Source organism: Aeromonas sp. DNRA1 (genome assembly GCF_963888745.1).
GTDB classification, from domain to species: domain Bacteria; phylum Pseudomonadota; class Gammaproteobacteria; order Enterobacterales; family Aeromonadaceae; genus Aeromonas; species Aeromonas hydrophila.
Window position 1 is genome coordinate 354128 of record NZ_CAWPKQ010000001.1, and the last position, 23219, is coordinate 377346.

22 protein-coding genes and 1 other RNA gene are annotated in these 23219 nt (G+C 59.3%); 8 read left to right on the forward strand and 15 right to left on the reverse strand.

Annotation, left to right across the window (positions count from 1 at the left end; translation table 11 throughout):
• Window positions 1-179 precede the first annotated feature (179 nt).
• From gcvH to AACQ43_RS01630, 5 genes are all read right to left on the reverse strand, one after another.
• Complete coding sequence (gene gcvH, locus AACQ43_RS01610) at window positions 180-569, reverse strand: glycine cleavage system protein GcvH (protein ID WP_010634317.1); 390 nt, start codon at window positions 567-569, stop codon at window positions 180-182.
• Window positions 570-674: 105 nt separating this feature from the next.
• Window positions 675-1772, reverse strand: a complete 1098-nt coding sequence (gcvT, locus tag AACQ43_RS01615; protein ID WP_168965562.1) for a glycine cleavage system aminomethyltransferase GcvT — start codon at window positions 1770-1772, stop codon at window positions 675-677.
• 408 nt (window positions 1773-2180) lie between these two features.
• Entirely contained in the window at window positions 2181-3401 is a 1221-nt protein-coding gene (locus AACQ43_RS01620) for an FAD-dependent 2-octaprenylphenol hydroxylase (protein ID WP_168965564.1), read from the reverse strand.
• Window positions 3402-3490: 89 nt separating this feature from the next.
• A complete protein-coding gene (gene ubiH / locus AACQ43_RS01625) occupies window positions 3491-4708 on the reverse strand; it encodes a 2-octaprenyl-6-methoxyphenyl hydroxylase (RefSeq protein ID WP_168965566.1) in 1218 nt (405 codons plus the stop codon).
• A gap of 183 nt (window positions 4709-4891) precedes the next feature.
• Window positions 4892-5461 (reverse strand): UPF0149 family protein, encoded by a 570-nt coding sequence (locus AACQ43_RS01630; RefSeq protein WP_011705605.1) that lies wholly within the window; start codon window positions 5459-5461, stop codon window positions 4892-4894.
• Window positions 5462-5634: 173 nt separating this feature from the next.
• On the opposite strand from AACQ43_RS01630, the gene zapA reads away from it, so the two are divergent.
• Window positions 5635-5967 (forward strand): cell division protein ZapA, encoded by a 333-nt coding sequence (zapA, locus tag AACQ43_RS01635; RefSeq protein WP_016350376.1) that lies wholly within the window; start codon window positions 5635-5637, stop codon window positions 5965-5967.
• A 16-nt stretch (window positions 5968-5983) separates the two neighbouring features.
• Window positions 5984-6166, forward strand: a non-coding RNA gene (gene ssrS / locus AACQ43_RS01640) — 6S RNA.
• A gap of 165 nt (window positions 6167-6331) precedes the next feature.
• Here ssrS and emrD read toward each other — a convergent pair.
• The 3 genes from emrD to AACQ43_RS01655 form a co-directional block, all read right to left on the reverse strand.
• Entirely contained in the window at window positions 6332-7531 is a 1200-nt protein-coding gene (gene emrD / locus AACQ43_RS01645) for a multidrug efflux MFS transporter EmrD (protein WP_016350375.1), read from the reverse strand.
• A gap of 250 nt (window positions 7532-7781) precedes the next feature.
• A complete protein-coding gene (locus tag AACQ43_RS01650) occupies window positions 7782-8444 on the reverse strand; it encodes a glutathione S-transferase family protein (RefSeq protein WP_168965568.1) in 663 nt (220 codons plus the stop codon).
• Between the two features lie 191 nt (window positions 8445-8635).
• Window positions 8636-9091 carry a hypothetical protein gene (locus tag AACQ43_RS01655; protein ID WP_011705601.1) on the reverse strand — a complete coding sequence of 152 codons (456 nt, stop codon included), beginning with the start codon at window positions 9089-9091 and terminating at the stop codon, window positions 8636-8638.
• Between the two features lie 202 nt (window positions 9092-9293).
• Between AACQ43_RS01655 and suhB the strand changes: the two genes are divergently transcribed.
• The gene (gene suhB / locus AACQ43_RS01660) at window positions 9294-10097 is read left to right on the forward strand and encodes an inositol-1-monophosphatase (protein WP_016350372.1); all 804 of its coding nucleotides are present in this window, start codon (window positions 9294-9296) and stop codon (window positions 10095-10097) included.
• Window positions 10098-10550: 453 nt separating this feature from the next.
• Here suhB and AACQ43_RS01665 read toward each other — a convergent pair whose 3' ends face one another.
• Window positions 10551-12182: a methyl-accepting chemotaxis protein gene (locus AACQ43_RS01665; protein WP_168965570.1), complete on the reverse strand. Its 1632-nt coding sequence runs from the start codon at window positions 12180-12182 to the stop codon at window positions 10551-10553.
• Between the two features lie 377 nt (window positions 12183-12559).
• On the opposite strand from AACQ43_RS01665, the gene AACQ43_RS01670 reads away from it, so the two are divergent.
• The 5 genes from AACQ43_RS01670 to AACQ43_RS01690 all read left to right on the forward strand — a co-directional run bounded on the left by AACQ43_RS01670 (window position 12560) and on the right by AACQ43_RS01690 (window position 16906).
• Window positions 12560-13492, forward strand: a complete 933-nt coding sequence (locus AACQ43_RS01670) for a ZIP family metal transporter (protein ID WP_024946105.1) — start codon at window positions 12560-12562, stop codon at window positions 13490-13492.
• 94 nt (window positions 13493-13586) lie between these two features.
• Window positions 13587-14345, forward strand: coding sequence for a substrate-binding periplasmic protein (locus tag AACQ43_RS01675; protein WP_043118914.1), 759 nt, complete (start codon window positions 13587-13589; stop codon window positions 14343-14345).
• A 107-nt stretch (window positions 14346-14452) separates the two neighbouring features.
• Window positions 14453-15145, forward strand: coding sequence for a 5'-methylthioadenosine/S-adenosylhomocysteine nucleosidase (mtnN, locus tag AACQ43_RS01680; protein ID WP_168965572.1), 693 nt, complete (start codon window positions 14453-14455; stop codon window positions 15143-15145).
• Entirely contained in the window at window positions 15142-16092 is a 951-nt protein-coding gene (locus AACQ43_RS01685) for a cobalamin biosynthesis protein (protein WP_168965574.1), read from the forward strand. The genes mtnN and AACQ43_RS01685 overlap by 4 nt, the downstream gene beginning before the upstream one ends.
• On the forward strand, window positions 16085-16906 hold the full coding sequence (locus AACQ43_RS01690; RefSeq protein ID WP_168965576.1) for a cobalamin-binding protein: 822 nt from the start codon (window positions 16085-16087) through the stop codon (window positions 16904-16906). The genes AACQ43_RS01685 and AACQ43_RS01690 overlap by 8 nt, the downstream gene beginning before the upstream one ends.
• 87 nt (window positions 16907-16993) lie before the next feature.
• On the opposite strand, the gene AACQ43_RS01695 is transcribed toward AACQ43_RS01690, so the two are convergent.
• Genes AACQ43_RS01695 through flaB form a run of 6 tightly spaced genes read right to left on the reverse strand, consistent with a single transcriptional unit; the run spans window position 16994 to window position 22653 of the window.
• Complete coding sequence (locus tag AACQ43_RS01695; protein WP_168966460.1) at window positions 16994-19081, reverse strand: 6-hydroxymethylpterin diphosphokinase MptE-like protein; 2088 nt, start codon at window positions 19079-19081, stop codon at window positions 16994-16996.
• Window positions 19082-19088: 7 nt separating this feature from the next.
• Window positions 19089-19388, reverse strand: coding sequence for a hypothetical protein (locus AACQ43_RS01700; RefSeq protein ID WP_017410248.1), 300 nt, complete (start codon window positions 19386-19388; stop codon window positions 19089-19091).
• Window positions 19385-19807, reverse strand: coding sequence for a flagellar export chaperone FliS (gene fliS / locus AACQ43_RS01705; protein ID WP_043166537.1), 423 nt, complete (start codon window positions 19805-19807; stop codon window positions 19385-19387). The genes AACQ43_RS01700 and fliS overlap by 4 nt, the downstream gene beginning before the upstream one ends.
• A 25-nt stretch (window positions 19808-19832) precedes the next feature.
• Window positions 19833-21242 (reverse strand): flagellar filament capping protein FliD, encoded by a 1410-nt coding sequence (gene fliD / locus AACQ43_RS01710; RefSeq protein ID WP_168965578.1) that lies wholly within the window; start codon window positions 21240-21242, stop codon window positions 19833-19835.
• A 26-nt stretch (window positions 21243-21268) separates the two neighbouring features.
• Window positions 21269-21709: a flagellar protein FlaG gene (locus tag AACQ43_RS01715; RefSeq protein WP_168965580.1), complete on the reverse strand. Its 441-nt coding sequence runs from the start codon at window positions 21707-21709 to the stop codon at window positions 21269-21271.
• Between the two features lie 38 nt (window positions 21710-21747).
• On the reverse strand, window positions 21748-22653 hold the full coding sequence (gene flaB, locus AACQ43_RS01720) for a flagellin B (RefSeq protein ID WP_168965582.1): 906 nt from the start codon (window positions 22651-22653) through the stop codon (window positions 21748-21750).
• Window positions 22654-23219 lie beyond the last annotated feature (566 nt).

Here is a 23219-nt window from a genome sequence, read left to right on the forward strand (position 1 = left end):
GGCTGGCAGGGTGGCCACTGCCAGCACCGGATGTCGCTCATAGCGACAGGGGGTCGTCTTGCGGCTGACCGGTTGGCCGCGGGCAAACCGGTGCGGACGACTTCACCCTCGCCGGTCGGCCTCCAGGCCGACGGGCACCTATACAAGCGGGCCCTGCGCATTGGCAGGGCCCGGGGGCATTACTCTTCGTCCACCACGTTCTGGTAGCCTTCGGCATCCAGCAGATTGGCGAGCTCGCCCGCGTCGTCCAGCTTGATGCGGAACAGCCAGCCGGCACCGTAGGGGTCGGAGTTGACCAGCTCGGGGCTGCCTTCCAGCTCTTCGTTGACGGCCAGGATCTCGCCGCTCACCGGGCTGTAGATGTCAGAGGCGGCCTTGACCGACTCGGCCACGGCGCAGTCATCACCGGCACCGACCTGTTTGCCCACTTCCGGCAGATCGACGAACACCATGTCACCCAGCAGCTCCTGGGCGTGCTCGGTGATACCGACCACAGCCTCGCCGTTGGCTTCGACACGGATCCACTCGTGGGAGGTGGCATATTTCAGTTCGCTCGGGATATGGCTCATTTGTGCTTCCTTTATTCACTTGGATCACTTGTCCCGGCGCGTTCGACAGGCGTTGCCGGGGCAAGGGGGTCTGGCGAAGGGCCGCCCCTTCGCCGCAATGGGTCATTACACCAGCTTCTGGCCGTTGCGCACGAAAGCCGGCTTGGTCACTTTGACGGTGACCAGCTTCTTGCGGATCTCCACCGAGGCCTGTTCGCCGATATCACGGGGCACCCGCGCCAACGCAATACTGTACCCCAGGGTGGGCGAGAAAGAGCCGGAGGTGATCACACCTTCCCGCTCTTCTCCACCGGCGGTGGTGAAGGTGACCGGCATACCGCTGCGTAGCACGCCCTTCTCTTCCATCACCAGACCCACCAGCTTGGGCTGGCTGCCGGCGGCTTTCTGGGCTTCCAGCGCGGCGCGGCCGATGAACTGGCGATCGCTCGGTTCCCAGGCGATGGTCCAGGCCATGTTGGCGGCAAGGGGCGAGACGGTTTCGTCCATGTCCTGGCCGTAGAGGTTCATGCCGGCCTCGAGGCGCAGGGTGTCACGGGCACCCAGGCCGCAAGGGGCCACGCCGTTGTCCAGCAGCGCCTGCCACAGATCGCACGCCTGCTCTTGCGGCACCACGATCTCGTAGCCGTCTTCACCGGTGTAGCCGGTGGTAGCGATGAAGAGCTCGCCAGCCTGCACGCCGAAGAAGGGCTTCATGCCTTCCACTGCGGCATTTTGCTCGGCGCTGAACACCTTGGCCACCTTGGCCTTGGCGTTGGGCCCCTGCACCGCGATCATGGCGAGCTCGGGGCGCTCGGTCACGGTCACCCCGAAGTCCTGGGCGTGGTGGCGGATCCAGGCCAGATCCTTCTCGCGGGTGGCGGAGTTGACCACCAAGCGGTAGAAGGTCTCGCCAAGGTAATAGGTGATGAGGTCATCGATGACACCGCCTTCCGGGGTCAGCATGCCGCTGTAGAGGGCCTTGCCGAAGACGGTGAGCTTGGCCACGTCGTTGGCCAGCAGATGTTGCAGGAAGGCTTTGACCCGCTCGCCGGTCAAATCGACGATGGTCATGTGGGAGACGTCGAACATGCCGGCATCGGTGCGCACCTGATGGTGCTCTTCCAGCTGTGAGCCGTAGTTGATGGGCATTTCCCAACCGTGGAAGTCCACCATCTTGGCGCCGGCTTCCAGGTGCTTGGGATGCAGTACTGTAGTCTGGATCATCGCTGTGTTTCCTTAAGCGTTCGCGACAACACTCACGCATCGCTCGCCCGGCAGCCACCATCCGGTTGTCTACCTGGGTAGCAGCAAGCAACGTGCCTGAGTCTGTGCTCGTTCCGGCCCCGCAGGGCAAGAGTGATTCCTTGAACGCAGCGGATTATAAGCCAAGCGGACGCACATGCCGCTCAAAAAAAACTAATCCACCGCCAGTAAACAGACCCCAGACACTAAGGTAAAAACAGTGATAAAAACAGACCAAACCCGGTAATGGCGATATTAAATTTCGATTTTTACCGTTTCGTCACAATTTGGAGAAAAACGTTTCGCTGACCGCCCAGATTAAAGGCTGATACCCAAACCGGGTCATCAGCCTCATCACATTAGTTTTGTTGTGAAAACAGCCGGGTATTATTAGATTTTTTCACCCTTGGCCAGGGCGGGCAGCTCACCTTCCAGCCCCATGGCGGCCCGGATCACGCTTTGCTTGAGCGGCGTCAGCAGATCGAAGGCGCGCAGCCCGGCCCCACGCACCAGCTTCTTGAGCGGATTGCTGCCGGCGAACAGCCGCTTGAGCCCCTCCATCGCCGCCAGCATGCTGGCGGCCTCGCTCTTGCGCCAGCGCTCGTAACCGCGCAGGTTGGCGAGCCGGCCGATGTCCTTGCCCGCCGCCTGATTGCGCAGGATCTGCTCGGCCAGGGCGGCGGCATCCAGCAGCCCCAGGTTGACCCCCTGCCCCGCCAGCGGGTGGATGGTGTGAGCGGCATCCCCCACCAACACCAGCCGCTCGCGGGCAAAGTCGCGGGCATAGCGGGCGGTGAGCGGGATGGCGCTGCGCACCCCTTCCACCTTGCACAACCCCAGTCGGCCGTCGAACGCGGTAGTGAGCTGGCGGTTGAACTGCTCTTCATCGCACTGACAGAGCGCCTCGGCCCGTTTGGCGGGCACCGACCAGACGATGGAGCAGAGATCCGGTTGCCACAGGGGCAGGAAGGCGAGCGGCCCCTCGGGGGTGAAGATCTGACGCGCCACCGCCTCATGGGGCTCGGCACAACGCACCGTCGCCACCAGCGCGTGGTGGCCGTAATCCCAGCTGGTGAGTGGGATGTCGGCCTGCCGGCGCACCCAGGAGTGGGCGCCATCGGCCGCCACCACCAGCTTGGCCGACAGCGCCCGGCCATCTTCCAGCAGCAGCAGGGAGCCCGCCTCGCCGCTTTGCAGGCTGTTCGCCCGGGCCGGGCTCAGCAGCTGGATATTGTCGCCATCGAGGATCGCCTCCAGCAGCGCCAGCTGGATGACCCGGTTCTCGACGATGTGGCCGAGCTCGGGCTGGCGCAGGCTGGCGGCATCAAAAGCGATCCGGCCAAAGCTGTCCTGCTCCCACACCTCCATCTGCCCGTAGGGCTGCAGGCGGCGCGCCTCGATCCCGCGCCAGGCGCCTACCTGCTGCAGGATGCGCTGACTGGCCAGACTCAGGGCACTGACCCGGTTGTCCGGCGCCTCGTCAAGCTCGGACTCCGGCAGCTGGCCCTCGATCACGGCGACCTTGAGCGCACTTCCCTTGAGCGCGGCGGCGAGCCCCAGGCCCACCATGCCGCCCCCTACAATCACCACATCCACGTTTTGCATCTGCATCGTTCTATATCCTTTCTGAGCTGATCGCCGGGATCAGCGAGGGCACGCCCGCAGGCGCACCCGTTCAATACCCATGACGTCACCTCGCCTCAGGGGCGGCACACATCGGCGACAAAGCCCAGGGTGCGGGAGGCCAGCGGCGCCTTGAGGCAGCTCAGCCGCCCCATCAGGGAGAGCGCCAGGTTGCGGCCCGCGACCAGCGGGTCATGATCATTGGAGAAGAGCTGGGCCAGCGAGGAGGTGAGCCAGACCGTCTGGGCCTGATCCCCCCTGCGCAGCTGCCAGTAGCCGCTGAGCACCTCAAAGCTGCCGATATCCTCCCCCGCCGTCAGCGCCCGGCCCACCGCCCGGGTGAGCAGGTCCAGATCGCGCATGCCGAGGTTGAATCCCTGACCGGCGATGGGGTGCAGCAGATGGGCGGCGTTGCCCACCAGCACGGTGCGCTGGGCCAGCGGGTAGTCGGCCACCGTCAGCACCAGCGGATAGACGTGGCGCTGACCGGTTTGCAGGAAACGGCCGAGGCGCCAGCCGAAGGCCTGTTGCAGGCGAGCCAGAAACGCGGCGTCATCGAGCGCCATCAAGGCCGGCGCCTCATCCCGCGCCACGCTCCAGACCAAGGAGGAGAGCCCGCCCTGCATCGGTAGTAGGGCCAGCGGCCCCCCTTGGGTGAAACGCTCGAAAGCCCGTCCGGCCGGGTCTTCGGCCGTCTTGACGGTGGCGATGATGGCGCTCTGACCGTAGTCGTGACGGCTCACCGCCAGCTTGCACTGCTGGCGCACGAAGGAGTTGCCGCCATCGGCCGCCACCAGCAGGCGGGTCTGATAACGCTCGCCACCGGCCAGGGTCAGGTTTACCCCTTCCGTCAATGGCTCCACGCGCTCTAGCTGAGCTGGACACAGCATGCGGATCTGCAGGCTGGCGGCAATCGCCTGCTGCAGCGCAATGCCCGCCGCCGACAGCTCGATCACCTGGCCAAGGGCTGGCAGGCCATACTCCGCCGCCGTCAAGCCGGCCTGGCCGAAGTGGCCCCGATCCGACACATGAATCTGGCTGATGGGGCTGCAATGGGGAGCAAAACGGGACCAGAGCCCGTGCCGGGCCAGCGCCTCGCAGGTGCCGGCGGAGAGCGCGATGGCGCGAGCATCAAAGCCGGGATGCGCATTGAGCTCGGGAGCGCTCGCCTCCAGCAGCAGGATCTGCAGGGGCTTGGGCCCTGGCAGGGCCGCGAGGGAGAGCGCCAGCACGGCGCCGCTCATTCCACCACCGACGATGGCCACATCGACGTGGTTCAGATCAGATTGAGACATGAGATGAGGGGAAAGACTGAAAACGTGGGGTCATGCTAACACAAAGCGTGGGGTCGGGATGCGAAGCCACGGGCAAAAAAGCGCAGTCCCTGTTGTCACTTGCCTCATCACGGCCAACCGGTGTTGGCAACATCCAGAGGTAAAAAGAGCGCCACCAGGCGCTCTTTATCAAGTTCAACCGACTCAGTGCAGGGTCGGCGGTGTGCTCGGGGCATCCGGCCGCTTGCCGAACTCCTCGAAGCTCATCATCACCCCGAGGCGCACGTGCTCGTAGAGCACCAGGAAGGAGGCTTCATTCTCTTCATCTTCCTGATCGAACTCGGCGGAGACCTGGGTGATGCTGGCGATGTCTTGGATCATCTCCTGCAGCTCTTCGGAAGCCTTGGAGAGCTCCTGCTGCACCACGCCGAAACCGGCCAGGAAAGCCTGGGACCAATCCACCAGCGAGTCGATGCGCTCGTCAAGCGGCGCTTCGTCGCTTGGCAGCAGCAGCTCGACCCCTTTCTGGGCCATCAGGCTCTCGATCACCTGGTGATAGAGATCGGTCATCACTTGGCGCACCGGGGCCGGCAGACCGAAACCGTCGTTGACCAGATCATTGAAATGGGGCAGCCAGCTCTTGTCGTCCAGTGCCACACCACCGCACACCAGACCGCAGATCACGCCATGGGCCTCTACAGCCGTCGCCATCAGCTCATGCTGCTCCATCAGGTCGGCCACGGCCGCGTATTTCAGGGGGTTCGTTTTGCTCATCGAAGATCCGCTCAAAGTTCAGGCAAATATGCAGAATTAATGGTCAGGATCCTAGCATTCTCCCCCTTCCAGAGCCAGCAAGGCCTTGAAACTTCTGCATCTGCGCTATATAGTCCCGCCCAGTTGTCCACGTGGATAAAGGCGGAAATCAGCTCCGCCGTATTGAGGAAGGCATGAGCACAGAGGCCGTAGAAATCGTCATTTTGGGACGTCCCTACAAGGTATCCTGTCCCCTGGGACAGCAGGATGCCCTGCGCCAGGCCGCCGACCAGCTGACTGATAAACTCATCGAGCTGCGTCAACGCTCCAAGGTCTCCAGCAACGAACAGCTGGCGGTGATGGCAGCGCTCAATTTTTGCCATGAGCTCTGCCTTGAAAAAGAGAAAAATCACCAATACTCTGAGACCATGGACAAGCGGATCAAGATGCTGCAACGCACCATCGAAGCGGCCTTGATCGAGCACGGACAATATGGCGAATCCAGCGACGAAGGCCTGCAGCCCTAATCGTCCACCGTTTTAAAATTCCCTGGGGTGTTTGTCAGCCGGTTCAAGTCCCCGAGCCGATATTCATACCAAACAGGGGATCTGCCTTCTGGCTATTGCGCATGCTCGGCACGACCGAGAAGCCTGCGGTCAGATCCGATCCCCGCCTTGAACCGACGGTTCAAGGGCCCAAACCGGCAACGGCATCTCCGGGGTACCAATAGCAAAAAGCCCGTCACCAGCGTGACGGGCTTTTTCTTTATCTCCTGCACCATCCCTCTCCCCTGCCGCTGCAACCCTTCAGCACTGCCCGCGCCACCAACCACACCAGAAGCGGCACATAAAAAACCCGCCGGCTTGGGCGGGTCTTTTTTATGCGCTCGGCTCAGACAGCCATCTGTTGATGGGGTGAGCCGTGGTGGCGCAGCCAGAGGAAACTCAGCGCCACGATCAGCACCATCAGAGTCATGATGGCTCCCAGGGTCACCTGCCCTTCCATCGGGAAGCAGGCTGCCAGCAGCGTCACGATACCGGCCCCCAGGTTCTGCATGCCGCCGAGGATGGCACCGGCGGTGCCCGCCTGACCCGGGAAGGGTTCGATGGCACAAGAAGTGGCGGTCGGATAGAGAATGCCACTGCCGATGAAGTAGACTGCGGCGCCACCAACCAGGGAGGCCGCACTCACTACCCCGAACAGACCCGGCAACAGGATGATCAACGACCCCAGCGCCAGGAAGACGATGCCAAGGCGCATCAGTTTGCCCTGACTCAGGCGAAAACTGAGCTTGGCGGAGAGCCAGGCACCGAACAGATAACCGGGCAGCGGCAGCACGAACAGCACGCTGACGGTACGGGCACTCAATTTGAGCACATCGCCGAGCAGCACGCCCGCCGCAGCCTCGAATACTGCCAGACCGGCAAAGGTCGCCATCAGGCAAAGCAGGTTGCCCTGAAAGCGCGGATTGCCGAGCACATGGCGATAGGCGGCACCGACTCGCAGCGGCTGTTGGCGCGCGGTCGCCGGCAGCGTTTCAGCAAACCAGGCCAGCAGCGCCAGGGTCGTTACCGCACCGAAGCCGAACAGGAACCAGTACCCGGCACGCCAGTTGAACAGCTCGGTCAACCAGCCACCCAGCACCGGCGCCAGCAGCGGGGAGAAGATCACCCCCATGCTCACTAGGCTGTTGGCCCGGTTGAGTTCGGCGCCGCTGTAGCGATCGCGCATCACGGTCCGGCTCATGGCGCCGCCTGCCCCGGTGCCCAGCCCCTGAATGAAGCTGCCCACCAGCAGCGCCATGAAGCTTGGGATCAACTGAATGGTCAGGGTGCCCACCAGAAACACCATCATGCCGATCAGCAGGATGGGGCGACGACCTATGCGATCCGAGAGCGGGCCGTAAACAAACTGGGAGAGCCCGTACGGGATCAGGTAACAGGCCATCACCGCCTGCAACTGGCCGGAGGCCACGTTGAAGTCCCCCGCCATCATGGGAATGGAGGGCACATACAGGGTCTGGGTCATCTGGCCCACAGCGACCATCAGAATGGTCAGAAAAAACAGCGGATAAAAACTGTGCCGATACATATCTCAGTCCCGAAAATCATCAAAAAGCTGCCGCACCCCTGGCAGAAACCTGCAGAGGGGATCCAAAAACACAGAGTCAATCAAAGGTGAAAATACAAGGCGGAGAACCCGCACCGGCCGGGAGCAGGACACCCCCTAGGCTTGCGGTGATCTTAGTGATTCAGATCACGAAAAACGAACGAATCTTTATAATCAGCTTTCCCTAGTTTTTCTAATGCGACGGGGTTTTTAGCCCCGTCAGCAATAAAAATCAACGTGTTACCATCTGCTGGGCCTGTTTGACCAGGTCCTCCGGCTTCTCGTTGCGCGGCGGTATGGTGATCCCCTTCTGGCAGGCGGGCTTCTCGGCCATCCGGTCCATCCAGGCTTGCAGATGGGGCAACCACTCGATGGAGATGCCGCTCCAGTCATAAATGCGCACCCAGGGCCAGGTGGCGATGTCGGCGATGCTGTACTCGTCGGCCAGATATTCGTGATGAGCCAGATGGCTGTCGAGCACCTCGAACAGACGGCGCCCCTCCTTCTGGTAGCGCTCGATGGCGGCCGGGATCTTCTCCGGGAAATAGCGATAGAAGACGTTGGCCTGCCCCATCATGGGACCGACCCCGCCCATCTGGAACATCAGCCACTGGATGGCCTGGGAGCGGCGCTTGGGATCTGCCGGCAGCAGCTTGCCCGCCTTCTCCGCCAGATAGAGGAGGATGGCGCCGGACTCGAACACGGCGAAGTCACCATTATCCCGATCGACGATGGCCGGGATACGGCCGTTGGGGTTGATGGCCAGAAACTCGGGCTTCTTCTGATCCAGCGCCGACAGATCGAGCGGGATCACCCGATAGGGCAAACCCAGCTCTTCGAGGGCAATTGCCACCTTGAAGCCGTTGGGCGTAGCGGCGGTATAAAAGTCGATCATCATGAACTCCTTGTGATTCACACATTGGTGAAAAGACGGCCACAGCCTCACTCATGCAAGACGACAACAGACACAGATCGGATGCCGCACCGGCATTTGCTCCGGCGCCTGCATGGCAAAGCGGCACAATACTGGTCAGTTATGACAAATATTGTGCCGCTTGAACAGCCTGGACGCAGGGAAGAGCGCGACTAGTTACACAGCCCCATGGGTTGGCGCTGGCGCAGCAGGATCAGGCGGGACAAGAGCGGGAAGTAGGATTCCAGTTTGCTCAGCAGCACCCGGCTGCAGGCGGGATCGGCGAGTTCCGACTCTTCCAGCACTATGCCGTTTGAGACGAAGTAGAAGCGCGGGTCACGCACGTCCGGCCCCTGAATGGTGAGAGTCGCATCGCCTTTGCGCATCAGCAGCGGCAACACCGGCAAGCCGAACGTATCGCTGTTGCGCTGCCAGGCGAATTCCGGCCAGGCCGCGTCGCCATCGAGCAGCAAGATCGCCGCCTCTTCCTTGCCTGGCTGCCATTGGCAAGGCTGGGCAATGCTCACCTCGTTGAAGTAGTCGCCATATCCGGTCGATGCGCGCAAGGCAGCCAGCAGCCCCTGGGTAGTGATTGCCGACGGTTTTTGACTGACTAATGACAAATTCATGATCCACGTCCCTATGCTCAATGCAGCCTGTTATTCGGCTGCTGCCCATAAGACTAGACCAAAAGGAGCCTATATTGGAGCCGTCAGATCTGGCAGTCGCCAAGGCTGGGGGGATGGCGTATAACGGTTGCCATTCTCGCGAAGACTGGTATGATATCGCGTCCTTTTATTCCCCCGTTCTTTAACATCCAGTGGTGAACCTATGCATCCGATGCTGAATATCGCCGTGCGCGCTGCGCGCAACGCCGGTCAAGTAGTAGTAAAAGCCTTCTCTCAACCCGAGAACATCGAGGTTATCCAGAAAGGCAGCAATGACTTCGTGACCAACGTTGACCGTGAAGCCGAAGCGGCCATCATTCACACCATCAAAAAGTCTTACCCGGAACACAGCATCGTGGCTGAAGAGTCTGGTGAGATTACCGGTACCAATCCGGACTACCAATGGATCATTGACCCACTGGATGGCACGACCAACCTGGTCAAAGGCATTCCGCACTTTGCCGTCTCCATCGCCCTGCGCGTGAAGGGCAAGACTGAACAAGCCGTTGTTTACGATCCGATCCGTGACGAGCTGTTTACTGCTACCCGTGGTAGTGGTGCCCAGCTGAACGGTTATCGCATCCGTGTCGGCAAGGCCAAAGAGCTGGCCGGCACCATCCTGGCGACCGGTTTCCCATTCAAGCAGAAGCACCACATCGAGCCGTACCTGAAGATGTTCCAGAGCATGTTCATCGAGTGTGCCGACATCCGTCGTGCCGGCTCTGCCGCGCTGGATCTGGCCTACGTGGCTGCCGGTCGCGTCGACGGCTTCTGGGAAATTGGCTTGAAGCCCTGGGATACCGCAGCCGGTGAGCTGCTGGCCAAAGAGGCTGGCGCCATCGTCACTGACTTCGTCGGTGGTCACAACTACGAAAACTCCGGCAACATCGTGGTTGCCAACCCGCGCGTTCTGAAAGAGATGCTCGGCAAGATCCGTGAAAACCTGCCGGAGTCCCTGGCCAAATAAGCCAGCCTCGCGCAGCGCACGTACCACAAACCCGGCCAAGGCCGGGTTTTTTTATGGCCGCCAGCAAGGAACGCGTGCCTGTGTGCGCCCATATCCCTAAACGCCATTGCCCTACCTATTCCATCGGGGTGGCTGCATCCGTTACCCAGCCAGGGTGGCCCTTTGCTAGCTATATCTTCAACACGGCACGAGGATGCGACCCCCTCCGAACCGCGCTGCGCCACCATCCGGCCTCACCCCTCAGACTGCTCTCACATCGACCTGGCTGTCGGCTTCTGCCGTCGCGAGCTTGCCGCACCGTTCACCGAACCCGTGTTGTTATCCCTTCATTGCAAATCACATGACCTAGACAGTGGCTACGGCCAATAACAAACAACCCGGCCAGAGCCGGGTTGTTTGGGTGCCTGCCAATGCAGGCAGCGGTTGCGTCGCCCTCCCTGGCGCGCAGCAGCATTATGCCAGACGGAAACGACCGATGGTCTGACGCAGACCGGCGGCCAGCTGGCTCAGCTCCAGGCAGGCGCGGGCGGTATGATCGGCCCCAACGGCGACCTCGTTGGAGGATTCGTTGATCCGCTCCACGTTGCGACCCAGCTCATCGGAGACCGCATCCTGCTCGCCACAGGCGCTGGCGATCTGAATGGCCATGTCGGCAATCTGGGCCACCGCCTCTTCAATCTGCTGGATGCCGTTGCTGGTCTGCTCGCTCTGCTCCACACACTGGCGGATCATCTCGCAGCTCTGGCCGGTCACCTCTTTGGCCTGGTTGGCACGTGCCTGCAGGGTTTCGATGATGGCTACGATCTCGCCGGTGGAGGCCTGGGTGCGCCCCGCCAGGGTACGTACCTCGTCGGCCACCACCGCAAAACCGCGGCCCTGCTCGCCGGCGCGGGCAGCCTCGATGGCGGCGTTGAGTGCCAGCAGGTTGGTCTGATCGGCGATGCCGCGGATCACGTCAACTACCACGTTGATCTGAGCGGATTCACGCTCCAGTTCGGTAACCAGAGTGCCCGCCTGTTCAATCTCTTCGGCAACCCGGGTAATGGACATCAGCGAGCTCTGCACATCCTGATTGCCACGGCGTGCCAAGGCATTGGCGGAGCTGGCCGACTCAGATGCGGTCTCGGTGTTGCCCGCCACATCGGCCACGGTGGCCTTCATCTGAGCCATGGCGGTGGCGACCAGCGAGATCTCCTGCTGCTGGCTCTGGATCCCCTGTGCCGATTGCTCGGAGACGGCGCTCACCTCTTCAATGGCGGCACCCAGCTGAGTCACAGCCGCCACCACCTCTTCAATCAGGCCGCGCAGGTTGTCCTGCATCTTGAGGGAGGCCTTGGCCAGCATGCCCAGCTCGTCGCGACCGATGTGCTGGCGATCCAGCTGATGGGTCAGATCGCCGGCTGCGATGGCGTTGGCCTGCGCCACCACGGCCTGCAGCGGCAGGCAAATCTGGCGGGTCAGGAACCAGGTCATGGCTACCATGAACAGCAGCAGGCTGCCGATGCTCACCATGGCAAAACTGGTCACCATGTTGACGCTGTCAAGCAGGCTGCCACGGTTCTCTTTCACGAAACCGAGGTTCACTGCCACCAGACCGTTGACCGCCTGCTCCAACTCGCCATAAATGGGGTTGGACTGGAACAGCTGATCCTTGGCCTGGGCCAGCTGACCCTGCACCAGCAGTTGATCCACCACATTGACCGAGTTCAGATAGCGTTGCCACTCCTGCTTGGCGCGGTTGAACACCTGGCGCTCATGGTCGGCACCGACCGTGGCCTCATAGGCACGAAAGGCCTGCTCGACCTTTTGGACGCTGGCCTGGATCCGGCCGCGACGGGCCTGCAGATCGGTGGCGTCATCTACCATCAGCAGGGCAAACTGGGCACGGCGCACGTAGGATACGTCGTAGAGCAGGTTCTCGACCGAGAGCACGCTCGGCAGGGTGGAGTCGGTAAAATTCAGCACGCGATCGCGCACGCCGCGCAACTCGCTGGAGAGAAAAATACCGAATATCACGTTGACGGCGGCAATGACCGCAAAGACCACGGCAATCTTTTTGCCGATAGACAGATTTTTGTAAAACATGGTGGCTGGTGATCCTCGACTGCTGACAAGCAGGTGCACAGTGGCGATCACATCCGTATGAACTGGTAACCCGGACTTTCCTGACGGGAGATGGGACGTTGCGAAAGACCAAGGGAAGGGTGGGTTTCGCGAGGGCGGCACTTTACCACAAACCTGCCTACTCCTTCACCAGCTTTTGCCGCAACAAAGCAAGTTGTTTTTCCGTACAACCTGATCTTCATCACAAACTATTCAAGGCGACCAAATCATTTCAAATAGTTAGCCGATGAATGCAATCGATGCACCGGCATGGACAAGTCAGGCCCGGCTCGCTGTAATGCAAGAGTCCCCGGATGGCGCCTCGCCGTCCCCGCCATCAAGCAAGAGAGGTGATCTTCATGGATAACGCGTCGGCCCTGCCCCTTTCCTCCTGGTCTGCCCAGCTGCGCGAGCAACTGCGGGCACGCCCGGTGATCGCCATCGGCCTGCTCGTTGCACTGGCGGCCGTCGTGCTGTTGCTGCTGCAGAGCCTGGTGATGCTGGCCGCCGGCGACATCAGCCCCGGCGTTCGCTACGGCCTGCTCGGCGGCCTGGCCGGCTTTGCCGCCACCGCGCTCGGGGCCTTGCCTGCCCTCTTTCTGCGCTCGGTCCCCCAACGGGTGGAAGACAGCATGCTGGGCTTTGCCGCCGGCATGATGCTGGCGGCCAGCGCCTTCTCCCTGCTGCTGCCAGGGCTCGAGGCGGCAGAGGGGCTCACCGGCAACGGCTTTCTTGCCGCCGCCGTGGTGGTGGCAGGCATGACCCTCGGGGTGCTCCTGATGCTGGGGCTCGATCAATTCACTCCCCATGAGCATGACAAGACCGGCCCCTGTGGTCCCGGTCACGAGAGCTGCTCCCGGGTCTGGTTGTTCGTGTTCGCCATCGCCCTGCACAACCTGCCGGAGGGGATGGCCATCGGGGTGAGCTTCTCGCAGGGTGACATGTCGGTAGGTCTCCCGCTCACCACTGCCATCGCGTTGCAGGACATTCCGGAAGGGCTGGCGGTGGCGCTCGCCATGTGCGCCGCAGGTTTTCGCCCCGGCAAAGCCGTGCTGGTCGCCATCGGCAGCGGCCTGCTTGAGCCGCTCGGGGCACTGCTCGGCGTCGGCCTATCCAGCGGGCTGGCCATCGCCTATCCCATCGGCCTCGGACTGGCAGCCGGCGCCATGCTGTTCGTGGTCTCCCACGAGGTGATCCCCGAGACTCACCGCAATGGCCACCAGACCCACGCCACCCTGGGCCTGATGGCCGGGTTTGCCTTGATGATGACCCTCGATACGGCGCTTGGTTGATAAGATTCTGATATATGGCGTAATGTTTCAGCACTAGCGCCGTGACATCGGCGGGCAACGTCGCATTTCCCCACACATCGAGGGCCAGCATGACATGATATTCCGGGTGATGATGCTGGGTTGTCTGCTGGCAGTCGCTCATCGGGTCGTCTCTGCCACCGAAATATATCGCACGGCGGCGCAACCCGAATCCGCCCCCAAATACACCCAGATGGCGGATGGCCGCATCGGAGGATTCTGCGTCGAGCTGTTTCGGCTGCTGGAACGCCAGGAGCCCGCCCTGCGCATCCAGGGCGATCAGCGCTTTGTGCCCCTCAAGCGGCTGGAGAAACAGGTGCGTTTCGGCCAGCTCGACTTCATCTGCGGCGTGGGCGACAACCCGGGCCGTCGCAACCACTTCCTCTATCTGCAGCCCCCCATCTTCACCGTGCGCTACCACCTGGCGGTACGCAGCGATGATCCGGTCGAGATCCACCAGTGGGATGACGTCAGGGCCCTTGGCGAGAAGGGCATCATCCTCATCAATCACGGCAGCGGCGCCATCGAACGGCTGCAGGCCCTGCAGGGGCTCATCATCGACAGCGGCGGGATCAACAGTGCTGCCAATTACGACAAGCTGTTGATGAAACGAGGGCGCTTCGTCTACTACCGCTCACCCGGCTTCGAGGGCGACTTGCTGCGCCACCATCTGAGCGGCCAAATTCGTATCCTCCCCACCGCCATGGAAACCATCCCCTTCTATATCCTGTTTTACCAGCGCACCTCCCCTGCCCGGCTGGCCCTGTTCGCCAATGCCCTGCAACGGCTGGCGGAAAGCGGCGAGCTGGCGGATCTGGCCAAGCGCTACCCTTAAGCGCCCCTTCACATCGCGCAGCATCGGAATGCTCGGCGCCATTGCCAACTTTTGTTATGATCCACAGCAACTTATTCGGCCGCATGGCCATCAAGACGAGGTGAGTGATGAAAGTAGGTATTATCGGCGCCATGGAACAGGAAGTGGCCCTGCTGCGCAGCCAGATGAGCAACCCGACCACCCTGCAACTGGGCGGCTGCGAGTTCTATCAGGGCACCCTGGCAGGCAAAGAAGTGATCCTGACCCGCTCCGGCATCGGTAAAGTGGCCGCCAGCGTCGCCACCAGCCTGCTGCTGGAAAAATTCGCCCCCGACTACGTCATCAATACCGGTTCTGCCGGCGGCTTTGCCCAGGACCTTCACATCGGTGACGTGGTGATCGCCAGCGAGATGCGCTTCCACGATGTGGATGTCACCGCTTTTGGCTACGAGATGGGCCAGATGGCGCAGCAACCGGCCGCCTTCCCCTGCGACGAGACGCTCATCGCTGTCGCCCAGGATTGCATCGCCGAGCAGGGCAAGCATCAAACCAAAGTCGGCCTCATCTGCACCGGCGATCAGTTCATGTGCAAGCCGGACGCCATCACCAAAGCCCGTGCCGACTTCCCGCAGATGCTGGCGGTCGAGATGGAAGGGGCTGCCATCGGCCAGGTGTGCCACATGTTCAAGGTGCCCTATCTGGTGGTGCGTGCCATGTCTGACATCGCCGGCAAGGAACAGGTTGAATCCTTCGATGCCTTCATCGAGGTGGCCGGCAAGCACTCCGCCGAAGTGATCATCAAGATGCTCGGCAAGCTGTGATCCCACTCACCACGCTGGAACAGATGGCCGCCACTCCGGCGGCCATCTTGCTCGGTGCCGCCCTGCTGGAGGCCATCGTGCCCTGGCCAGCCCACTATCGGCTCTCCGCCATCGTGCCGCTGCTGACCCGGCTGGGTCACAAGGTGTGCCGCCCCGATGGTACCCCCGGGCAGCAATTGCAGGCCGGTCTGCTGGCCATGCTGATTGTCTGGCTGCCTTGCGCCGCCGGACTCTGGGCGGTGCGCAATCTCTCGCTCTCAGAGCCGCTGTTCGATCTGCTGTTTCTGCTGTTGATGCTGGAGTCGCGTCCGCTGCGGGAGCTGGCCCGTGCCACTCGCTCGCTGACAGACCAGGATACCTTGGTGGTGGCCCGGCTGCAGGCCTCCCCCTGGCTCAGGCGCGATACCGGCAAGCTCTCTCTGATGGGGCTTGCCAAGGCTGTCAGCGAAAGTTGCGCCCTGCGCCTGATAGGACAGTGGGCTGGCCCTCTGCTGGGATTTGCCCTGGCGGGAGTTCAAGGCGCCCTCCTATGGCGCCTCGCCCAGTTGATGAATCAGGGCTGGAGCCCGAAACAGCCAGCCTTTACCCACTTTGGCCGGGCCGCCGCCGTGCTCTATCAGGCTCTGTGCACCCCAGCCATCTTGTTGCTGGCACTGCCCTTGTGCCTGACCCAGCTGCGCCAGCTGGCAAGCCGGCTGCGCACGGCGATACGCTGGCCCTACCCCGCCATGGGAATTCTGCTGGCGCTGCTGTCCGGCTCGCTGGGCTGCAAACTCGGTGGCCCCCGCTACTATCAGGGCAGCTTGATCCGTTTTCCCGTGTTTGACGCCGCCGCAGAGCCGGAGGCCGGCACGGCCCTGCGCCTGCTCAACCGTCTGCAGCAAGCCGGTTGGGGCTGGTTGGCGCTGGCATTGCTGCTCACTGTGCTGGAGCAGCTGCATGGCTAAATGGTTCACCCTGCTCTACCTGTTGTGCGTGTCGCCAGCCCTGCTGGCCGGGACGCCTGCACGCATCGTCAGCCTCACCCCCCATCTGACCGAACTGCTGTTTGCCATCGGCGCCGGCGATCGCATCGTGGCCACCGACGATGCCTCCGATTATCCGCCCGAGGTCAAACGCCTGCCCCAGGTGGCCAACTACCGCAGCATCAATCTGGAAGCCCTGCTGGCCCAAAAGCCCGACTTGATCGTCGCCTGGCGCTCCGCCCAATCCCGCATGCTGGCCCCTGTCGAGCAGCTGGGGATCCCGGTGTTCTATTCAGAACCGACCGACTTTGCCTCCCTCGCCACCGAGATGCGGACCTTGGGAAAAACATTGGGGGTGGAACAAACCGCCAATGCCGAGGCCGAGGCCTATCTCGTCCGCCTGACCGCACTTGGGCAGCGCTACGGCAAGCCCAAGCATATCAAGGTGTTTTATCAGCTCTGGTATCCACCGCTCACCAGCGTTAGCGGCAATGCCTGGCCCGCCCAGGCCATCGAACTGTGCGGTGGGGACAACGTGATGGCAACTGCCCGCACGCCCTACCCCCAGGTCAGCCTGGAGCAGGTGATCAAGGCCAATCCGGCGCTGATCCTGGCGGGGAGTCAAGACCCCGACGCTCTGTACCACTGGCAACAGTGGCCCAATCTGGACGCCGTCCGCCATCAGCGCCTGCGCCTCATCAATTCGGATGAACTGCATCGTTTCACCCCAAGAGCCCTCAACGCCGTGGAGCAGATATGTCGGGCCATTGAAGAGGCACAACAGCCGAACCAGTAAGCCGCGTTGCTTGGTTATTTTCACAATAAGAAACACCGGCAAGCGCCGGTGTTTCTTATTCAGCAGACATGTGATGAGAGATAGCCGTTATTTCTGCTTGAAGATATCCAATCCGACGAAATAGACGGAATCGTGACGCTGGAAGGCATCGGCATAAATCGGCTTCGCATCATCAAAGAACCGCTCGAGGATGGCCTCGGCCTCTTTTATCTTGGCTTCGAACTTGTCAGGAGCAGCGTCAAGCAGGGTCATCATCAAACCTATGATGTTGGCGTAGAAATAGTTCATCGAGCCAATCAAAATGCGATAAAGATGGCAATCACGGCTCATCAGCAAATAAAGAAGATAATCGTGATGACGCTGCATCATGGCCAATATCTCATTGTGTTCGTATTTGACCGTTTGCCAGTCGGTACGCAACTTCTCCAGCAAATCGTCAAACAACGGTACGTTGAGCGCGGCATTGAAGTCGATACTGGTCATGTCGAACGGCTGGAAGCTGCGCACCATCAGCTCATCAAGCAGAGCGATTTTATCCAGCTCAGGGCCGCTGATTTGCAGAGCATCAACCCGTTGAGGGATGGCACCATCAATGTAAGCACCATCACTGCAATTCAGGCAGCGTATATCCGGATGGCCAGTCAGCACGCGCGTCATATTATGAATGGCCAGACCAAACAGGTGATTGATCCGCACTTCCCCGCCAAAATTGCCCGGAGCCGGGAATGTATCCTTCAAATTCTCGTCGTACTTGGCTTCTTTCTTCTCGTTGTAATAGAGGCTCAGACTGGAGTGATGCTTGTCTGCATACTTGTAGCCATTGTCTATCCCGAACAGGTATACCTGCTTGAAACCGAGCAGAGCAGCATAGTTGACACCGGTATTGCCAACGAAGGGGTTGGAAAACTCAATGGACTCATATTCGAAAGCCTGACCCAAACGGCTGGCCAGCATGGCAAACATGGGTTCATTAGGTTTGAAAGTCAGCCCCGTTTTGCGGAAAAAGGTCTTGCACTCGGGGTGGATCACATCGACGCTGAGGAATACTGCATTCTTGAGAAAATCATCCGCACCGAGAATGCGCAGGAAATCTGCCGAGCTCTTGGTTCGCTCCACCGCCACGTATATGTCAGGCTTGATACCCGCCTTGTGCAGGGCACTGACGGCGGTACCGCAGGCGATGATGATGGCTTTCCCCTGATGTTGCCGAATAAAATCGATGCTCTGATCCAGCGACGGCCCGTTACCGACCACGAATACCGGTACCTGCTCGGCCAATGAGGTATCCCGCTCCCGCTTCAGAAACGGCGTACCATCCTGCAGATGGGTGTGACTGTGGGCCAGCGCATAAATATTGTCATCGAAGAAGCCCCAGCCCGTCTTGAGCAGATAAAGCTCACCCTCAGCCTTGTCGATCAAATCATGCAGCTTGGGTGAGTGATAATGACAGAATGAGAAGTAACTCGCCGACCAGAAGGCGCCCTTGCGATGCAAGGCTTCCATCATGTCGGCCACCAGCAGTTGCTCATCCACACCGATGAAAAGGTGCAGGCTCAGCGACTCCTGTTCCATATATTCGAGAAGTTGGTGCCAGTCGAAACAATAAAGTGAGGCATAGAACATGTCGAGGTCGGGCTCGAAGGCAAACAGATTCCTGACCCTGCATTTCTCATAAAGATAGCCAAGCTGATAGCCCAGTCCGATCCCGTACATGAATGACAAGGGAATATCCGCATCCAGCGCCTTGCGAAGCGGTAATCCCTCAAGGGAAGCATTCTCTTTGAGCTCTGAAATAGCATTGTTGTAGGCAATATGGATTTGGCCTTCCAGATACCATTGAGGGACAAAATCGATGCATTGCAATACGCTCTGTTCGATCACCTCGGCAATCTGGGCTTGCGCTTCGGCAAAGGGATCGTCCCCATACAGGGAAACCTTGTCATCAAGCCACAATATATTTGGAATGCCATTTTCATTACAGAAAAATCGAAAAGGTCTGGTTGGCTGGTACTCTTTGAAAAAGGCATGGATCCCTGGCATGTATTTTTCAAAGGCGGCCATATTAAGCTGATGGCGAACAGGCAATACCGCCAGCATGGCTGCCTCCTGTTCTTTTTGAACTGCAAGACGGGAAAGCTCTTCCTCTGCACTTTCTATGTTTTTATTAAAATCCATTCGATATTTAACCCGCATTCGACTTGTAAAGGCTTGTTGCTCGCCCAGCCTTGGAGAATTGGCGCAATTCATCTTCTGCCAGACTCCTGGCGCTCGCGATTCGCTCATGGATCATTTGAAACTGCAACAGAGCTTGCTGCTGTTCCATATCAAGGTGGCTTTCCACGGGGAACTCCCGAAACACACCATCGAAAGCATCAAGATAGTGATCCATTTGTGCCTCCGCTGCCGACAACTCATTTCTCTCCAGCAGCAGCAACAGCTGACTACCGTGAGCCATCAATCCGGACAAAATGGCATCGCTCATTCCGTCCTGCCCGCTTTTTGCTGGGCAATGGCCTTGTCACGCTCTTCGACCGGAATGGCATCCCAGCCGCTTTTGACGGTCAGCATCAGGGTCATCACCTCATCAATGGCTGCGATGTCCATGTCGCGGCTGGCATCCATCATGCGCACCTTCATATAGTCGTAAAGTGCAAACAGATCTTCAGGCACCTTGCCATAGGAGAGATCCAGCGAGTCCTGTAGACCGTTGATGATCGCCATGGTCTTGGAGATGGACTGGGACTTTGCCTCGAAATCACGACGCTCGATGGCACCACGAGCCTGGGCAAGCCGCTCAAGACAGCCCTGCATCAGCAACTGGATCACCCGGTAGGGATCTGCTACAGCCAGCTCAGACTGCAGATTCTGGGTGGTATAGGCCTTGATATTTTTCCGATACATACGAGGCACGGCTCCTGACTACGTATTAATTCGATTTGGTATTGAGCAGATTGAGATAAGAGGCCGACTTGTTCATCTTGGCCAACATGGAGTCCAGGCTGCCATAACGAGCCCGCAAGGTCTCCTGATACTTGGTCAGCTGAGAGGTAACATCAGACTCCTTACGGCTGACCTCGCGCAGATCGGAATTGAGCGAATCCTCCCGCTTGGCCAGCAGGCCACCGGTCTTGGAGTAGGTTTCCAGCTGGCCGGCCAGTTTACCAGCCACCCCATCTTTGCCGCCAAAAACAGCCACCACTTGGTCAAAGTTTTTGTCGATGGCTTCGCTGAACTTGGTGTCATCAATGGAGAGAACCCCTTTGTTGTCCATCTTCACACCCATCTGGAAAATCGTTGAATAGGTTGAAGATTTTTGTGAGGGTTCGGTAATGGCACCGTTCATCATGTTGATCACGGCGCGTGTCGTCGCGTCACCAGCCAAGGCCCCGCCATCATTCTGGCTTTTTCCAGCCACGATGGAGTTGCGTTTGCCCAGTTCACTGCTCTTCTTCACCAGGGCGTTGTAACCATCGACAAAGCTCTTGACCATGTCTTTGATACCGGCCTTGTCAGTGGTCACTTCAACCTTGTTAGAGCTGTAGGTCTTGACGGGATTGCCGCCTGCATCAGTAGAGGTCGTACTGTCCGACTCTCTGAGTACGGTCAGTTTGAGCCCGACGATGGTGCCATCAAAGGTATTGGTCGCGCTAGTCAGCGAGTTGCCATCCACCTTGATCTTAGCATCCTGAGCAGTCTGACTTTGCGTCAACTTGGACACTAGGTTGTCGGTCAACTCGGTTGTATTGCCGGTGACCTGCAGATCCTTGCCACTACCGCTGACCCCGGAATCGATCATCAGCTTGGACTTGCCATCGGAGGTATTCATGATGTTGACGCTCAAACCGAAGTTGTCTGCGTCATTGTTGATGCGCTTTCGAATGGATTGCAGCGAATCGCCGGCTTTGACATCGACATCAAAGGTCTTGTCGCCCGCCTTGAACGTCAATTTTCCGTCTTGGGTGATAAGAGGGGTAGTCGACGAGTCGAAGGTACCGTCAAATTTGCTGGTTTTTGCCAGCTGTTCGACGCTGATATCATATTGCCCATTCGAGGCCCCAGCCTTGCTCTCCACCTTGAGCACAGGCTTGTCCTTGTCCTGGGTAATGTTGATGGAGCGTTTGTTGAACGCGTCATCTTTCGCCATCGCCTGCAGGGTAGTCACGAAAGAGGCAATGGCAGATTTCAGCTGCCCCACACCGGAGAGAGTGATTTGAGTGTTGGTCTTCTTGGTGGTGATGGGCTGCATCAGCTGTGCTTTTTTGGCATCGACGCTGGCAGCAATCACTGACTCCAGATCGAGTCCAGAGCCGGCACCTGCAGACGTAATGGTGGGCATACTCACTCTCCTCTTAAGTTTTCATATCAGATCTCGTTATCGAGCAGCAACCCGGCGCGTGAACCACCTCCGGTCGCATCACTCTCACGCAGATCTTTAATTCGTTTGCTGATAGCCAGCAACTCTTCGCTCGGGATTTGCCGGATCATTGACTTGGTCTCGGCGTCGACCACCTTGATCACCACCTGATCCAGATCCTTTTCAACACTGAAATTGACGGTCCAGCCTTGCAACTTGCTGAACTCTTGCAACTTTTGGACCTCATTTTCAATGTCTGCCTGAGGAACATCCTGCTTGGCGATTTTTTCACCAGACTGTCCCGCCTGCTGTTTTTTCACATCCTGTGCCGTCACCCGCTGCTCTTCCGTCGTGCCAGATAGCACTTGAGCGGCCGACTGGCCGCTCTTGCTACTTGACTGAAGAGAAGAAGGAGTGACCGATGACGGGATCCCAATTTCATTGGCCATATCGTCGCTCCTCTTTCTATCTCATCACTGCGTTTCTGTTAACCCAGCAGGGACAGAGCAGATTGCGGTCTTTGGTTGGCTTGCGCCAGGATGCTGGACGCAGCCTGTTGCAGAATGTTCTGCTTGGTCAGGTTGGCCGTCTCGGTCGCAAAGTCTGCGTCACGGATACGAGAACGTGCTGCGCTCAGGTTTTCGGAGACGTTGGACTGGTTGCGAATGGTCGAGTCAAAGCGGTTCTGTACCGCACCCAGCTCTGCCCGCTTGCTGTCAACCGCCTTGATCATGAAGTCAAGGTTCGCCATGGCAGTCTGTGCATCCTTGGCAGTAGTGATGCTACTGACGCTGGTAGAGGTCACCGCTGACGTGCCCTTGGTGATAGTGTAAGGTTCGCCGGAGGCACTGGTCGCAACAGTCGCACTACCCTTGGTTGACGCTGCAATACCGCTGATGGTGAATGCAGAAGTCATCTTGAAAGTGATGGTTTGACCTGCATCGGCACCTACCTGGAACGACCCTTTGTAGTTGCCATCCAGCAGCTTTTGACCACCAAAGGTGGTGTCGTTCGAGATACGGTTGATCTCGGTGGTCAGTTGGTCAAATTCTTGCTGCAGCGCAGTACGGTCGTCGGTGTTGTTGGAGCCGTTGGCAGATTGCTGTGCCAGCGTACGCATGCGTTGCAGCATGCTGGTCACCTCATCCATGGCACCTTCAGCCGTTTGGGCGACAGAGATACCGTCGTTGGCGTTGCGGTTACCTTGATCCAAGCCGTTGATCTGAGAGGTCAAACGGTTGGAGATCTGCAGACCGGCAGCATCGTCCTTGGCGGTGTTGATACGCAGACCGGAAGCCAGTCTGGTATAGGACGTATCCAGGGACTTGTTGGTGTTCATCAGGTTACGCTGGGCGTTCAGTGATGAAGTATTCGTGTTGATATACATGGCCATAAAATATTCTCCCGAAGAACATGCGACTGCGGGTTGCGCCGCCAAAGCGGCGTCCCACCGTTAGAAGAACAGGTTGAACGAGCCTGAGTCTTCTGGCGGGTGTCTGTTTGAACGGACAGGCCACCCGCAGTAGTGCAAACGTTGGATTCCGAACACCCCTCGATTGCTTCACTTTATTTAACGGCAGCACAGCCACAAGCTTTAGGAAAATAATTGCCGAAGGCGGCAAGTTTTATCCGGTAAACGGCAAGACAGCGGCAAGCTATCTCCAAAGATCTTGAGTACAGCCTAACGCGGGAGTGAAGAAGATGAGCCGAGAGTATTGGCACAGTTTGTGCTTAGCTATGGGGGAGTGGCGTCAATTTGACGGCACAATAAAAAGAGGCCGGAAAATCCGGCCTAAAACGAGCATACGCTCAGGAGAATATGACCAAGCGTGACAGAACTGAACAGCTGTACAACACTTGGCTTTACTAATAAGAGAATACATTCTCTCCCGATAGAACAGAGTGCGAACCGAACACCCCTTTGTTCCATCTCTTGACCAGGGCGGCCTGAACAACCGC